At 72.6% G+C, this 14,636-nt stretch carries 11 protein-coding genes; 7 read left to right on the top strand and 4 right to left on the bottom strand.

The window, feature by feature from the left end:
• Window positions 1-2 precede the first annotated feature (2 nt).
• The 7 genes from ACFWJB_RS14950 (at window position 3) to ACFWJB_RS14980 (ending at window position 8,133) form a co-directional block, all read left to right on the top strand.
• A complete protein-coding gene (locus ACFWJB_RS14950; protein WP_385469024.1) occupies window positions 3-269 on the top strand; it encodes a hypothetical protein in 267 nt (88 codons plus the stop codon).
• Entirely contained in the window at window positions 266-1,444 is a 1,179-nt protein-coding gene (locus ACFWJB_RS14955; protein ID WP_386922573.1) for an acyl-CoA dehydrogenase family protein, read from the top strand. The genes ACFWJB_RS14950 and ACFWJB_RS14955 overlap by 4 nt, the downstream gene beginning before the upstream one ends.
• Window positions 1,437-2,987 carry an amino acid adenylation domain-containing protein gene (locus ACFWJB_RS14960; RefSeq protein ID WP_386922575.1) on the top strand — a complete coding sequence of 517 codons (1,551 nt, stop codon included), beginning with the start codon at window positions 1,437-1,439 and terminating at the stop codon, window positions 2,985-2,987. Before ACFWJB_RS14955 ends, ACFWJB_RS14960 begins: the two co-directional genes overlap by 8 nt.
• Window positions 2,981-4,261, top strand: coding sequence for an aspartate aminotransferase family protein (locus tag ACFWJB_RS14965; protein ID WP_386922577.1), 1,281 nt, complete (start codon window positions 2,981-2,983; stop codon window positions 4,259-4,261). The genes ACFWJB_RS14960 and ACFWJB_RS14965 overlap by 7 nt, the downstream gene beginning before the upstream one ends.
• A complete protein-coding gene (locus tag ACFWJB_RS14970) occupies window positions 4,258-5,520 on the top strand; it encodes an ATP-grasp domain-containing protein (RefSeq protein ID WP_386922579.1) in 1,263 nt (420 codons plus the stop codon). Before ACFWJB_RS14965 ends, ACFWJB_RS14970 begins: the two co-directional genes overlap by 4 nt.
• The gene (locus ACFWJB_RS14975; protein ID WP_386922581.1) at window positions 5,513-6,766 is read left to right on the top strand and encodes an ATP-grasp domain-containing protein; all 1,254 of its coding nucleotides are present in this window, start codon (window positions 5,513-5,515) and stop codon (window positions 6,764-6,766) included. Before ACFWJB_RS14970 ends, ACFWJB_RS14975 begins: the two co-directional genes overlap by 8 nt.
• 95 nt (window positions 6,767-6,861) lie before the next feature.
• Window positions 6,862-8,133 (top strand): MFS transporter, encoded by a 1,272-nt coding sequence (locus ACFWJB_RS14980; protein WP_386922583.1) that lies wholly within the window; start codon window positions 6,862-6,864, stop codon window positions 8,131-8,133.
• A 40-nt stretch (window positions 8,134-8,173) separates the two neighbouring features.
• Here ACFWJB_RS14980 and ACFWJB_RS14985 read toward each other — a convergent pair whose 3' ends face one another.
• The 4 genes from ACFWJB_RS14985 to ACFWJB_RS15000 form a co-directional block, all read right to left on the bottom strand.
• Window positions 8,174-9,412: an acetyl-CoA carboxylase biotin carboxylase subunit family protein gene (locus ACFWJB_RS14985; protein WP_386922585.1), complete on the bottom strand. Its 1,239-nt coding sequence runs from the start codon at window positions 9,410-9,412 to the stop codon at window positions 8,174-8,176.
• Window positions 9,413-9,478: 66 nt separating this feature from the next.
• A complete protein-coding gene (locus tag ACFWJB_RS14990; protein WP_386922587.1) occupies window positions 9,479-9,928 on the bottom strand; it encodes a VOC family protein in 450 nt (149 codons plus the stop codon).
• 112 nt (window positions 9,929-10,040) lie between these two features.
• The gene (locus ACFWJB_RS14995; RefSeq protein WP_385469746.1) at window positions 10,041-10,337 is read right to left on the bottom strand and encodes an STAS domain-containing protein; all 297 of its coding nucleotides are present in this window, start codon (window positions 10,335-10,337) and stop codon (window positions 10,041-10,043) included.
• Entirely contained in the window at window positions 10,337-14,494 is a 4,158-nt protein-coding gene (locus ACFWJB_RS15000) for a SpoIIE family protein phosphatase (RefSeq protein ID WP_386922589.1), read from the bottom strand. The genes ACFWJB_RS14995 and ACFWJB_RS15000 overlap by 1 nt, the downstream gene beginning before the upstream one ends.
• Window positions 14,495-14,636 lie beyond the last annotated feature (142 nt).

The following is a 14,636-nucleotide window of genomic DNA, read 5'->3' on the forward strand; positions in this document are numbered from 1 at the left end:
TCATGGAGACACCCGACGTCCGCGCGGTCGTCACCGGCATCACCGCCGAGGTCCTCGGCGTCGGCCAGGCCGACCTGCACACCACCGGCGCGCTGACCGACCTGCCCACCTTCAGCTCCTTCCGCATCGTGGAGATCGTCGAGCGGGTCGAGGAGGAACTCGACACCGAGGTCGAGGCGAGCGAACTCACCCCGGACAACCTGAGCCGCCTGGACACGCTCATCGCCCTCTTCGAGCGGACACTGCGCGCGAGCGGGGTGCCCGGATGACCGTCACCGACCTGCCCCGCACGGCGTGGCGGCCCGCCGATCTCGAACGAGCGGTGTCCGAGGTCGAGGCGGAAGCCGCCCGGCACGCCGAGGCCTGCGACCGCGAGGCGCGCTTCCCCGTCGAGGCGCTGGAGGCCATGCGCCGCACCGGTCTTCTCGGGCTCCTGGTGCCCGCGGAGGACGGCGGGCCCGGTGGCGGCATGGACGAGCTGCTGGCCGTCAGCAGCCGGCTGTCCCGTACCTGCATGTCGGTCGGCATGATCTTCACGATGCACTGCCAGCAGGTCGCCGCCGTCGTCCGGGACGGCGGCAGCCTGCGGGAGCGGCTGCTGCCCCGCATCGTCCGCGGCGAGCTCTACCTGGCGTCGGTGACCACCGAGGCCGGCACCGGCGGGCATCTGCTGTCCTCCGGGTCGACGCTGACGGCCGACGGCGACTCCGTCCACGTCGACCGCTTCGCCCCCGTGGTCACCGGAGGCAGCCACGCCGACGGGTTCCTCATCACCGCCCTGGCCCCCGACGCGACGTCCCCGTCCCAGCTGTCGCTGGTCTACGCCGAGCGCGACCAGCTCACCGTCACCGTACGGGGCGACTGGAACCCGATGGGCATGCGCGCGACCCACAGCGCGCCCCTGCATCTGGCCGGCGAGATCCCCCGGGACCAGGTCGTCGGTGCGCACGGGGCGTTCCGGGACATCGCGGTGCGCACCTTCGCGCCACTGGCCCACCTGGGCTGGGCGGCGTGCTGGCAGGGCGCCGCCGACGGCGCGCTCCAACGCGTCGTGACCCTGCTGCGCGCCGAGCGCCACCGCCGCGACCTGGACTCGCCCCTGCTGCTCGCCCGCCTCTCGCGGGTCCGTCAGCGGCTGGACACCGTCCACGCGCTGACCACGCACGCCGCCTCGGTCCTCGCCTCCGCGGAGGACACCACCGGCACACCGGTGCAACTCCTCGTCAACGCGGTGAAACTGACCGCGTCCGAGCTGTGCCCGGCGGCGGCCGACGAGCTGACGGACCTGATGGGCATGCGCCACGGCTACCTGCGCGACTCGCCGACCGGCCTCGAGCGGACACTGCGCGACCTTCGGTCCGCCCCGCTGAACTACAGCAACGACCGCCTGCACGCGGCGGACGGAGTGCTGACCCTCATGGACCGGGAGGTCCGCCATGTCTGACTCGCTGTTCGACCTGTTCTCCGGAAGCGCACGCCGGCACCCGGACCGGCCCGCCCTGTGCGTGGCCGGCGTTACCCTCACCTACCGGCAGCTGTCCCGGACCGCCGAGCGCCTCGCGGCCCACCTCGGCCCCGTCCCGCCGGGAGCGAGGATCGGACTGCTGGCCTCCCGCTCGCCCCTGGCGTACGCCGGATACCTGGCCGTCCTGCGCGCCGGGGCGACGGTCGTCCCGCTCAACCCGGTCTTCCCCGCCCAGCGCAACGCGGCGATCGCCGCCCGGGCCGGCCTGTGGAGCACGCTCACCGACACCGCGCTCCAGGACCTGATGCGCGAGAGCGGAGTGGCGCTCGACCTGGCGACGGCGGACGGTACGCCGTCGGGGCACCTCGCACCGACGCCGACGACCGGTGGGAACACCGCCGGCACGGGCGGCCCGGCGGCGTCGCCGCCCGCCGGCGAGGAGGCCCCCGCCTACATCCTCTTCACGTCCGGCTCGACCGGTGTCCCCAAGGGCCTGCCCATCGCGCACAGCAACGTCCTGCCGTACGTCGCCCACCAGGTGGAGCGCTACGAGGTCGGGCCGGGCGACCGGCTGAGCCAGACCTTCGACCTCACCTTCGACCCGTCCGTGTTCGACATGTTCGTCACCTGGGCCGGTGGCGCCACCCTGGTCGTGCCCCAGCGGGAGGACCTCGCCGACCCCGCCGGCTTCGCCCTGGCCCACCGGCTCACGCACTGGTTCTCCGTTCCGTCGGTGGTCTCCCTGGCCGCACGCATGCGCAGGCTGCCCGCCGGTTGCCTTCCCGACCTGCGGTGGGGTCTGTTCGCCGGGGAGCAGCTGACGCTCAAGCAGGCGGCCGCCTGGCACCGGGCCGCGCCGCACGCCGTCATCGAGAACCTGTACGGCCCCACCGAACTGACCGTCACCTGCACCGCCCACCGGCTGCCGGCCGACCCCGCCGACTGGCCGACCACCCGCAACGCCTCCGTCCCCATCGGCCACTGCCTGCCGCACCTGGAGCACGTCGTGCTGGACGGGGCGGGCAACCCGGCGGCCGAGGGCGAGCTGTGCGTACGCGGCGTCCAGCGCTTCGCGGGCTACCTGGACCCCGGGAACAACGCCGGCCGCTTCCTCGACTGGGAGCCCGGTGGCGGCGCCCGCGTCCACGACACGCACGACGCCCCGGCGCGGCGGCTCTGGTACCGCACCGGCGACCGGGTCGTGGAGGAGGACGGGGTGCTGACCCACCTCGGCCGTCTGGACGCCCAGGTCCAGGTCCACGGCTACCGCGTGGAGCTGGGAGAGGTCGAGGCGGCCCTCGGCAGTCATCCCGGGGTGGAGGACGCCGCCGTCCTCTTCGACGGCACCGACCTCAGGGCCCTGTACACGGGGGCCCCGGTGCCGGTGCCCGAACTGGCCGGATGGGTGGCGGGCCGGCTGCCGGCCTACATGGTCCCCGGCCGGTTCCAGCGGGTGGAGCGCTTCCCGCTCAACGACAACGGCAAGCTCGACCGCAAGAAGCTGGAGACGCTGGCATGCTGAGGAACGACCACGACGCACTCTGGCACAACTCCCTCACCCCGCGGACCGTGCACGACGGCGGCTTCGACGCCACCGCCGTCGTGCACGGCAAGGGCTGCCGCCTCCAGGACGCCACCGGCACCTGGTACCTCGACGCCCGGGCGGCGATGTGGAACACGACCCTCGGCTACAGCTGCGAACGGATCGTGGACGCCGTCACCGAGCAGCTCCGCCGGCTGCCGGTGGCCCAGATCATCCGCTACGAGGAGCCCGCCGACATCTCCCTGCGCTACGCCCGCCGGCTGGTCGCCACCCTGCCCGACCCCCTCAACCACGTCCGCTTCGGCAGCACCGGTTCCCAGATGACCAGCGCCGCGGTGCTGCTGTCCCGCTTCGTGCGCAAGGTCCGCGGCGAGACGCAGCGCGTCAAGGTCCTCGCCTTCACCAACGGCTACCACGGCACCGGGGGCCTGGCCGGGGCGCTGACCGGCGAGCGGCAGATGCACGCGCTGCAGGCTCCGCTCGCCCCCGAGGTGCACCACGTCAGGCCCTGGGACCTCCAGGCCCTCGAACGGGCCGTGGAGCGGCGCGGACCGGAGAACATCACCGCCGTGATCCTGGAGCCGATCATGGGAACCGACGTCCTGCCCGCCCCCGAGGGCGCCCTCGCCCGGGTCCGTGAACTGTGCGACCGGCACGGCATCCATCTCATCGCCGACGAGGTCACCACGGGATTCGGCCGCACGGGCGCGATGTCGGTCATGGCCTCCCAGGGGGTCCTGCCCGACATGCTGGTGCTGGGCAAGGGCATCACCTCCGGCTACTTCCCGCTGGCCGCGCTCGTCTGCTCGGACGCCCTCCTCGACGAGGCACTCTCCCGCCCCGAGTACGTCTTCCCGCACGGCTGCACCGCCGACGGCCACCCCGCCGCCATGGCCGCGGGACTGGCCGTACTCGAGGAACTGGCCGACGGCACGCTGCTGGAGCGGGTGCGGACGACCGGGGCCGCGATCCGCCGGCGACTGCGCGCCGCGGCCGAGGACATCCCGCTGATCCACGACGTGCGCGGGGAAGGCCTGATGATCGGCGTCGAACTGCGCCGCGCCGAGAACCGGCTCGGCGCGAGCGAGATGACGGAGGTACGGAACGCCTGCAAGGCCGCCGGCCTGCTGCTGACCAGCACCAACAACACCCTGGTCCTGATGCCCCCGCTCGTGCTGGCCGAGGAGGAGGCCGGTGAACTGGTGGAGCGGCTGACGACCGCCCTGCGCACGGTCTCCGGGCACGGCTCGTGACCGGGCGCCCCGCCGTCGCGGTCGTCGACGGCTTCGGCTCGGCGGCCCGGCTGGCCAAGGCCTTCGACGCGGCCGGGCACGACTGCGTGCGGGTGCAGAGCACCGTCGACATACCCGGCCACTACCGCAGCGAACTGGACCTCGGTCTGTACGTCGACAACCTCGTCCACACCGGCGACGTCGAGGCCACCGCCGCGCTGCTGGCCGCCTACCGGCCGGTCGCGGTGATCGCCGGAGCCGAACAGGGCGTCGAACTCGCCGACGCCCTGTGCGAGTCGGCCGGACTGCCGGGCAACGGCACCGCGCTCAGCCACGCCCGGCGCGCCAAGGACGTCCAGACCCGGACCGTCGCGGCGGCCGGCCTGCCCACGGCACGGCAGCTGACCGTCACCGACGCGGGCCGGCTCGCGGAGTGGCACGCCCGGCTCGGAGGGCGGGTCGTGGTCAAACCGACCCGCAGCGCCCGCAACGACGGGGTGAGCGTCTGCGACAGCCCGGGCGAGTCCGTCGCCGCCTACGAACGGGTGCGCCGCGCCGTCAACGACTTCGGCCTCCGCAACGAAGCGGTGGTGGCGCAGGAGTACCTGACCGGCACGGAGTTCGTGGTCAACACCGTCAGCCGCGACGGGCGCCACCGCGTCACCGACACATGGCGCTACCACAAGATCGACGTCAACGGGGTCCGGGACCGCATCAACGGCATCGTCTCGCTGCCGCCGCCGGACCCGCGCTGGAGCCGGCTGCGGGACTACGCCTTCGCGGTGCTCGACGCCCTCGGCATCGCCCACGGACCCGCCCACCTCGAGATCATCCTGACCTCCGACGGCCCCGGCCTGGTGGAGGTCGGGGCCCGGCTCTGCGGCTCGGACGTGGCCCGCTACGCCGTCCTCGTCACCGGTGAGTCGCAGATCGACCGCACGGTACAGGCGTACACGGACCCGGCGGCCTTCCTCGCCGACGTCGACGCCCCGTACCGCAGGGACGCGCACGCCGCGATGGCGTTCCTCGCCTCACCGGTGGAGGGCCGCCTGACCTCGTACCCGCTGCTCGGCCAGGTGGAACGCCTCGACAGCTACCAGGGCATGACGCCGCGGGTCACGCCGGGGCAGTGGCTGCGCCGCACGGTCGACGACAGCACCGAGCCACTCACCGTCGGCCTGGCGCACGCCGAGGCCGCGACGGTCGAGAAGGACTTCCAGACCGTCTGCTACCTCGACGGGTACGGCTTCTACGAAGTGGAGACACCCGAGCATGGGTAACCGACGCACCATCGCCCTCGTCGATCCGTACGGCGCCGTCAACAAGGTGGGCCAGGCGTTCCGCGAGGCCGGACTCGACTGCGTCCGGGTCCAGTCCACACCGCGGGTCCCGCCCTCCTACGGACCGGCGGACCTCACCGGCTACCGGGAGAACCTCGTCCACGACGGGACCTTCGAGCACATGGTCAAGCGACTGGCGGAGTTCGGTCCGGAGGCCGTCGTCGTGGGCAGCGAGCTGGGCGTGGAGTTCACCGACCGGCTCAACGAGGCCCTCGGCCTGCCCGGCAACGGCACCGCACTGAGCGAGGCGCGCCGCGACAAGTACGTCCAGATCGAGGCGCTCCGGTCGGCCGGAGTACCGGCCACCCGGCAGGAGCGCATCGACTCGCCCGGCCGGCTGGAGGAGTGGCACCGCTCCCTGGGCGGCCGCATCGTCGTGAAGCCGGTCCGCAGCGCCCGCAACGACGGGGTGTCGTTCTGCGACACCCCCGAGGAGTCGGTCGCCGCCTACCACCGGATCATGTCCCGGGACAGCGTCTTCGACGTCCCCAACGAGGGCGTGGTCGCCCAGGAGTACCTGCGGGGCGTGGAGTTCGTGGTGAACACCGTGAGCTGCCGGGGCCGGCACCGCGTCACGGACGTCTGGCGCTACCAGAAGATCACGGTCAACGGGATGCGCGACCGGATCAACGGCATGACCTCGGTGCCGCGCGACGACGCGGACTGGCACGCCGTCACCGAGTACTCCTACCGGGTCCTCGACGCCCTCGGCATCCTCTGGGGGCCGGTGCACCTGGAGGTCATGCTCACCGGTGCGGGACCGCGCCTGGTCGAGGCGGGCGCCCGGCTGTGCGGGGCGGACGTCGCCCGGTACGCCGTCCTGCTGACCGGTGAGTCCCAGATCGACCGGACCGTGCAGGCGTACGCCGCCCCGGACCGGTTCCTCGACGAGGCCGAGGCCCCGTACGCCCAGGACAACCACGGCGCGATGGCCTTCTTCGCCTCGCCGTACGAGGGCGTCCTGCGCGGGTATCCGCACATCGGCCTGATCGAGGAACTGGAGAGCTGCCGGGGCGTCACCCAGCGTTTCAGGCCCGGCGAGCGCCTGGTGCGCACGATCGACGACGAGAGCGAACCGGTCACGGTGGGCCTGATCCACCCGGACCGCTCCGTCCTGCTCCAGGACTTCGCCACCGTGTGCTATTTGGACGGCTTCGGCTTCTACGACATGGAACCGGGGCACTGAGACAGTCCCGCCGCCGTCCCCGGACCGTCCGCCCGGGGACGGCGGCAGCCGGCACCGACCGGTACCGGCGGCAAGACCGACACCTAGGGAGCATCGTGGCCGAAGGCTGGCGCAGGGACTTCAACTTCGTCTGGGCCGGCGAGACCGCCTCGCTGGTCGGAACCCAGGTGTACCAGCTGGCCATGCCGCTGACCGCGGTTCTCACCCTCGACGCCAGCCCCGCACAGCTGGGGCTGCTGGGCGCGCTGACGTTCGCCCCGTACGTCATTCTCGGCCTGCCCGCGGGCCTCCTGGTCGACCGGTGGCAGCGGCGGGGCGTGCTGATCCTCTCCAGCCTGGGGCAGGCGCTGTCGATCGGCGCCATCCCGCTGCTGGCGGCCCTGGACCTGCTGACCTTCGGCCGGCTGCTGGCGCTGGCCTGCGCGGCCGGAACGGCGCGGGTGTTCTTCACCATCGCCTACCGCTCCTACCTGCCGGCCATCGTGCCGCCGGAACATCTGACCGGCGCCAACTCCCGCCTCACGGCGAGCGAGTCGGTGGCGGAGATCGGCGGCCCGGGGCTGGGCGGGGCACTGGTGCAGCTCGTGGGGGCGCCGTTCGCACTGCTCGTCGACGCCGTCTCCTACCTCGCCTCCGCGCTGGGCGTCTCCGCGGTGCGCAAGCGCGAGAAGCCCGTCCGGGTCGATCCCGCGCCGTTGCGGTCCCAGGTGTCCGAGGGCTTCCGCTTCACCTTCTCCAGCTCGTACCTGCGGGCCACCCTCGGCGAGGCCGCCAGCTACAACCTGTGCTGGCAGATCGTCCTCACGATCCTCACCCTGTTCGCCGTGAAGGAACTGGACATGAGCCCGGGGACGCTGGGCCTCATGCTGTCCGTCGGTGCCGTGGGCGCACTGCTCGGCGCGGCGTTCACCGACCGTCTCGCCCACCGGGTCGGCCTGGGCCGCACCCTGGTGATCGCCGCGGTGATCGGCGACCTCGCACCGCTGCTGCTGCCGGTCGCGCACCGCGGCACGTGGGCGGCCCCCCTGTTCGCCGCCGCGTTCTTCGTGCAGGGCTTCGGCATCACCGCCTGCAACGTGCACACCATGACGATCCGGCAGACCGTCACCCCGGAGCGGCTGCTGGGACGCACCAACGCCGCCTACCTCTTCGTCGCCCTGGGCATGAAGCCGGTCGGCTCGCTCCTCGGCGGCTGGCTGGGCACCCGACTGGGGCTGCGCGGTGCGCTGGTGGTGGGGGCGGTGGGCCTGCTGAGCACCAGTCTCTTCCTGGTCCTGTCCCCGCTGCGCAAGGTCCGCACCCTGGACAGCCTCCGGCCCGAGCCTCCCGAGGAGGCCCGGGCCGCCACGCCGGCCGGCACGCCCTGAGCGGGCGCCGTCCGGCGGCGGGCAAAGGGCCGCGTCCCGCTCAGGCCACGTCCACGCGCAGGGCCCGGCCCGCCCCGTCCAGGGCGGCACGGCACGAGTCCGCGTCGGCCGCCAGGGCGATCGCGTAGGCGACCCGGCCGTCCATCAGCCCGCGGGGCGGGGGCGACTTGACCTCTCCCCGCGCCGCCAGCGGGCCGCAGCGCACCACCTGCTCCGGCAGTTCCCGCTGCTCGAAGCGGACGTCCGCGATCACGGTGTCGTCCTCGGGCGGGTAGTAGAAGCGGATGGCGGCGACCTGGCGGTGTCCGGCGGTCGCCTGCAGCCTGGGCGGTCTGCCGCACGCGACGTCGGCGGCCGCGAGCGCGAGGTCGGGGCCGCCGCCCATCAGGTTCAGCAGCGGGATCATGCCCCCGCCGATCCGGGCGTTGACCTCGATGACCTTCGGCCCGTCCGGCGTCAGCCTGATCTCCGTGTGGGTCACACCGTCGGTGAAGTCCAGCGCGGCGTGGGTGCGCACGACCACGTCCGCCAGTGTCCTGTCGGACCACAGCGGGTCGTCCGGGTCGACGACGTGGCCGGTCTCCTCGAAGTAGGGCTCGAAGCCGACCTCCTTGCGGGCGAGGCAGACAGGGGTCACCGTGCCGCGATGGACGACGCTGTCGACGCTGATCTCCGGCCCACGGGCGAACTCCTCGACCAGGATGTTGCGCTCGTGCGTCGGAAGGTCGGGCGCCGACGCACCGCTCGCGCCCGTGAACTCGACGGCGTCCGCGAGGCCGGCCGGGGAGTCGGCCCGCACCACGCCGAAACTCCCGGCCAGGGCCCGTGGCTTGAGGACGACCGGATAACCGATGTCACCTGCCACCGTGAGGGCCTCCTCGCGGCCGGAGACGAGGACCGAGCGCGGCTGGGGGACCCGGCCGGCGTCGAGGGCCGCGCGGGTACGGTGCTTGTCCCGGCAGCGCTCGACGCACCGCCGGTCCCCTCCGGGCAGTCCGAGGGCGGCGGCCACCTGCGCGGTCTGCTCGATCCAGGTCTCGTCCCAGCAGATGACGCCGTCCAGACGCCGTTCGGCGGCCACGGTCCGCGCGACCTTCACCAGACCGTCGGCATCGGCGAGGTCGGCCACCAGGGTGTGGCCGGCCGTGTACGCGAGTTCCCAGGTCGGGGGCTCGGTCAGCACCAGGTGGACGCGGAAGTCGCGGCTGATCGACTGCAGTAGGTACTCGCGGTACGCGCGGATGCCAGGTGTGATCACCAGCAGGTGTCCCATCTCCATGGGCACCGACTACCCTTGCGCCGCCGGGGGAGTCCCCGGCGGCGCCCCTGCCGACCGGGTCCCGGCCTACTCGTCGCGTTCCGCGACGAAGATGCAGAACGGGTGGCCCTCGGGGTCCCGGTAGACACGGAAGCGCTCGTCGTCGTCCGGATCCGGCCGGTCCCGGTTGCTGAGCAGACTGCCGCCGAGGGTGAGCACGCGCTCGTGCTGGTTCCGCAGCTCCTCCAGTGAGCCGACGCTCAGGTCGAGATGCATCTGCTGGGGCACCGGGCCGTCCGGCCAGTCCGGTTCGCGCAGGCGCGACACCTGCTGGAAGGCGAGCTGCGGTCCGCCGGCGGCGTTGCGCAGCACGAGCCAGTCCCTGCCGTGCTCGTCCGGCTGCCCGGCCGGCGGCGGCTCGTCCCCCTCGGCGTAGTCGAGTCCCAGCAGGGACCGGTAGAACTCGGCGAGCTTGCGGGCATCGGTGCTGTCGAGCACGGTCTGCACCAGCCGGATGCGGCTTGCGTCATCGGTCATGCAGACCAGGTGCCCGACCCGGCTCAGCTCGAACGGTCCACTGGCCCACTCGGGTGAGCCAATGCCCCTAGCAGTCCCCGGAGGGCGACCCGGGCCGGGCCCTACGGGGCCGTCAGGCGCTGCCCAGACCGTGGACGGTGGTCAGGTCGGCGAGCCCCGACACCTCCAGGACCGGTGCCAGGAGCGGGGTGGCGATGAGCTCGATGCGGTCGACGTGCCGGAAGAGCACGCTGAGACCAGCGCTGTCGAGGTACTCCACCTCGGTCAGATCGATGACCAGAGGTCCCTCGGTCGTCTCGATCGCCGCGGCGAGCGTGTCGGTGTTGCTCATGTCGATCTCGCCGACGGCTGTCAACTGGTTGACACCATCGGGCCGTCGACTGGGAGTCAGGGTCAGGAGCGTGCTCATCAGGCGATCCTCGTGTGCATGTCGACGATGGTGCCGGCGGTGCCGGAGGTGATGGTGACCTGGTGCATCAGCGCCCGCATCAGCGCCACGCCACGACCACGGTGGGTGTTCGCCTCTGGCTGGGGCGTCTTCCAGCGGCCGGTGTCGGCGACGGTGAGACGCAGGTCGTCGACCAGTGCCTCGGCGCGCAGCCGGACCGTGTCACCGGGAGCGTCCCGGTGGCCGTGTTCGATGGCGTTGGCACAGGCTTCCCCCGCCGCCACCAGTACGTTCTGGACGGTGTGCGGGGGGAGTTCGCACTGGTCGAGCCAGTTGCGCAGAGCCTTGCGGACGGGCGCCAGCTGCGAGGACTCCGCGGGGAAGGCCACGTCCAGCGGTGCCGGGTGCCGGTACAGCAGGAGGGCCACGTCGTCGTCGTAGCCGTCGGCAGGCGCCAGCCGGGTCATGACCTGGTTGGCGAGGTCGTCGACCGCGGCGTCGCGGCCGGCCTGGACCGCTTCGCCGGCCTCGTCTATCCCGACCGTCAGCGGGCGGCGCCGGCGTTCCACCAGGCCGTCGGTGTACAGCAGGAGCGTGGCGCGGGCCGGCACGGTACAGGTGCCCTCGGGCCGGTCCTTGCCGGGGCGCACCGCCAGCGGCACCGAACGTGCCTTGTTGAGGAGGACGGTGGTCCCGTCCGGGTGGGTGAGGATGCCCGGCGGGTGCCCGGCACTGGAATAGGTGAGCCTGCCGGTGTCCGGGTCGAGGACGCCGCAGAACACGGTCGTGCACATGGCGCCCGGGATGCCGGCGGCGAAGTGGTCCAGGGCCATCAGTGTCTGGGCGGGACTGGAGTCCTGGAGCAGCAGGGCGCGGCAGGCGCTGCGCAGCTGGCCCATGACGGTCGCGGCCTCGAGACCGCGTCCGACGCAGTCACCGACGACGATGCCGATGCGGCCGTCCTGGAGCCGGACGGTGTCGTACCAGTCGCCGCCGACCTCCAGGGGACGGGTGGCGGGTTCGTAGCGTACGGCGAAGCCGTCGGGGAGGTTGGCCGGACCGAGGATGGAACGCTGCAGGGCGAGGGCCGTCTCGCGCTGCTGGTCGATCTGGTGCGCGCGGGACAGCCCCTGGGCCAGCTGCCCGGCGAGGAGGGACAACAGCAACTGGTCCTCGCCGGTGAAGGGACGGTGGTCACCGAGGTCGATCCACACCACCATGGTCCCCTCGGGGTGGCTCACGGTGATGCCCGCCCCGGTGGAGTCGTCCACCGGTGTCAGCAGGGGCTGGTCCAGCCAGGCCGTGAGCTGTTCCCGGCGCTCGGCGGTCAGGTCCTGCCAGCGCAGATCCACGTCGGTCGCCGTCAGCGACATCTCCTGGCCGGTGCTCGCGACGGCGGCCAGCACGCACTCGGCACGCCACAGGTTCTTCAGCTCCGCCAGGGCGCCGGCGAGGGCCTCCGGCAGGCTGGTCGCCTGGGTCAGCCGCATGCTCAGGGCGGCCTGGGCGCTCTTGCGCTGGACCGCGTAGTGCTCGGCGGTGACGTCGCGGAAGGTCCCGACGGTCACCCGGTGTCCGGTGTCCGGGTCCTGGGCCTGGTTGAAGGTCGCCGTCACCCACAGCCGGTGTCCGTCCCGGTGCGTGACGGGAATCGTGTAGGAGCCCTTGGGATCGTTCAGCACCTGCGCGAAGGCGTCGCCGACCTCGCGGTACCCGTCGGGGTCGGTCTCGGCGTCCGGCCACCAGGGATGGACCGGCTGGTAGGGGAGACCGTCGGGGTCGTAGCCGAGGATGTCGGTGAAGGCCGTGTTGATCTCGACGACGGCGCCCTCCTCGTCACAGACGAAGAAGGCCTCCTGCAGGGAGTCCACCAGCGCCTTGCGCCAGCGCGCCTGGTGGTTGCGCAGCCGCGCCAGTTCCACGTTGGCCCGCACCCGGGCGAGGAGTTCGGCCGCGGCGAACGGCTTGACGAGATAGTCGTCGGCGCCGGCCTGGAGTCCCTCGATGGACGCCTCCTGCCCGGCCCGCGCGGACAGCAGCACGACCGGCACCGAGGCGGTGCGCGGATCGGTGCGCAGGGCCGCCACGAGACCGAGGCCGTCCAGGCCGGGCATCATGACGTCGCTGATCACCAGGTCGGGAGCGTCGGCGCGGACGGCCTGCAGCGCCGACATGCCGTCGTCGGCCGTGCGCACCTGGTACCCGGCGCTGTCGAGCAGCCGCGTGAGGTACTCGCGCATGTCGGCGTTGTCGTCGGCGACGAGGATGCGTGCCGTGACGGCCGGGGCCGTGGCGTAGCCGGCCGGGTCGGCCGCCGTCACCGCGGTGCGCGCCTTCGCCGTGACGTCGTCCGGCAGCCAGCGCAGCGCCTCCTGCACATAGGGGTCGGCGGACGCGACCGCGCGGCTGTCCTCGGCCGGCACCAGGGCGGTGGAGGGCAGGTGGGCCGAGCCGAACGGCAGGCGCACGGTGAAGCAGGTGCCCCTGCCCTCGGTGCTCTCCGCGGTGATGGTGCCGCCGTGCAGCCCCACCAGCTCCTTGACCAGGGCCAGCCCGATGCCGCTGCCCTCGTTGGAGCGGGAGCGGGCGTTCTCGATCCGGTGGAACCTCTCGAACAGCCGCGGCATCTCCTCGGCGGGTACGCCGATGCCGGTGTCGTCGACGGTCACCACGGCGTGTGTGTCCTCGGCGCTCACAGTGACGCGGATCGAGCCGTCGAAGGTGAACTTCAACGCGTTGCTCAGCAGGTTGAGGACCACCTTCTCCCACATGCCGCGGTCGATGTACACCGGCTCGGGGAGCCGGGCGCAGTCGATCCGGAAGTCCAGCCCGGCCTTGTCGATGGCGGAGCGGAACACGCTGGCCAGGTCGGCGGTGACCATGGCCAGGTCGGTCGGCTCGAAACGGGCCTGCATCCGGCCGGCCTCGATGCGGGAGAAGTCCAGCAGGGAGTTGACCAGCTTGCCCAGGCGCAGGCCGTTGCGGTGGACGACCTCCAGCTCCTCCCGCACATGGGCATCGGCGTCCGCCAGGCGGCCGCGCAGTTCCTCCACCGGCCCCATGATCAAGGTGAGGGGGGTGCGGAACTCGTGACTGATGTTGGAGAAGAAGGCGGTCTTGGCGCGGTCCAGCTCCGCGAGCTCCTCGGCCCGCCGCTGCTGGGCCTCGTAGCTGCGGGCGCTGGAGATCCCGGCCGCGAGGTGCCCCGCGACCAGCTCGGCGAACCCCCGGTAGGATTCGTCCAGGGCCCGGAAGCGGTTCAGGCCGGCCACCAGGAATCCGTAGGAGGAGCCGCCCTGCCGCAGCAGGGGCAGCACCAGCGCCTGCGCGGGCGGCAGCCGCCAGTCGCCGGCCGGGAGGCCGGCGAACGGGGCGCCGTCGAGCGGTACCAGCACGGACCCGCCGTGTGCCGGTGACGGGACGGGCCACACGCCGGAGCCGTCGGCCGGCAGGACCTCGGGTGCGGCGGGGTGGCCCCTGTCCAGGCCGGTGACGTCCGCCAGGCGGGCGGCGCCGTCGCCGTCCAGCAGGTACGTCAGGGTGAAGGGCAGGTCACGCCGGTTCCGGGACAGCTGCTGGTTGGCGAAGGCGAGCCACTCCTGCTCGGTGCGGACCACGCTGGGATCCGATCCGAGGTCCCGCAGGGTCCCCATCCTGCGCTCGCCGATGACACGGTCGGTGTCCTCGCTGACCACGCAGAGCATGCCCACCACGGTGCCGTCGTCGTCGCGCAGCGGGCTGTAGGAGAAGGTGTGGTAGCTCTCCTCCGTGTAACCGGACCGTTCCAGGAACAGCAGCAGACCCTCGTCCCAGGTCGCCTCGCCCGTGCGCATCACCGTGTCGATGCGCGGGCCGATGTCGCCCCAGATCTCCGCCCACACCTCCTGGGCCGGCCGGCCCAGGGCCCAGGGGTACTTGGCGCCCAGGGTGTCGCGCCGGTAGGCCGCGTTGCAGAAGAACGTCAGCTCCGGTCCCCACGCCATCCACATCGAGAACCGCGACGACAGCAGGATGCTCACCGCGGTCCGCAGACTCTGCGGCCACTGCTCCGGCGGGCCCAGGGGCGTCGCGGACCAGTCCACCCGGGCGAGGTCCGGGCCGACCTCCGGGTCGGCAGTGAACACGTCTGCGCGGGGCGCTGTCACGGACTCGTGCGCAGCGTCTTCCGAACGCCTCACTGGACACCCCTTCACTCAAGCCGTCCCGGAGGGCCGCGCAGGCCGGCCCGACCGTCTGGCGACTTCGCCGCACCCTCCGCATGCCCACCGCCGTCCGGGGACACCGCACTAGGGGGCTTCGAACACCACTGCCACTGTCACG

This window comes from Streptomyces sp. NPDC127100 (assembly GCF_042724095.1).
Lineage (GTDB): Bacteria > Actinomycetota > Actinomycetes > Streptomycetales > Streptomycetaceae > Streptomyces.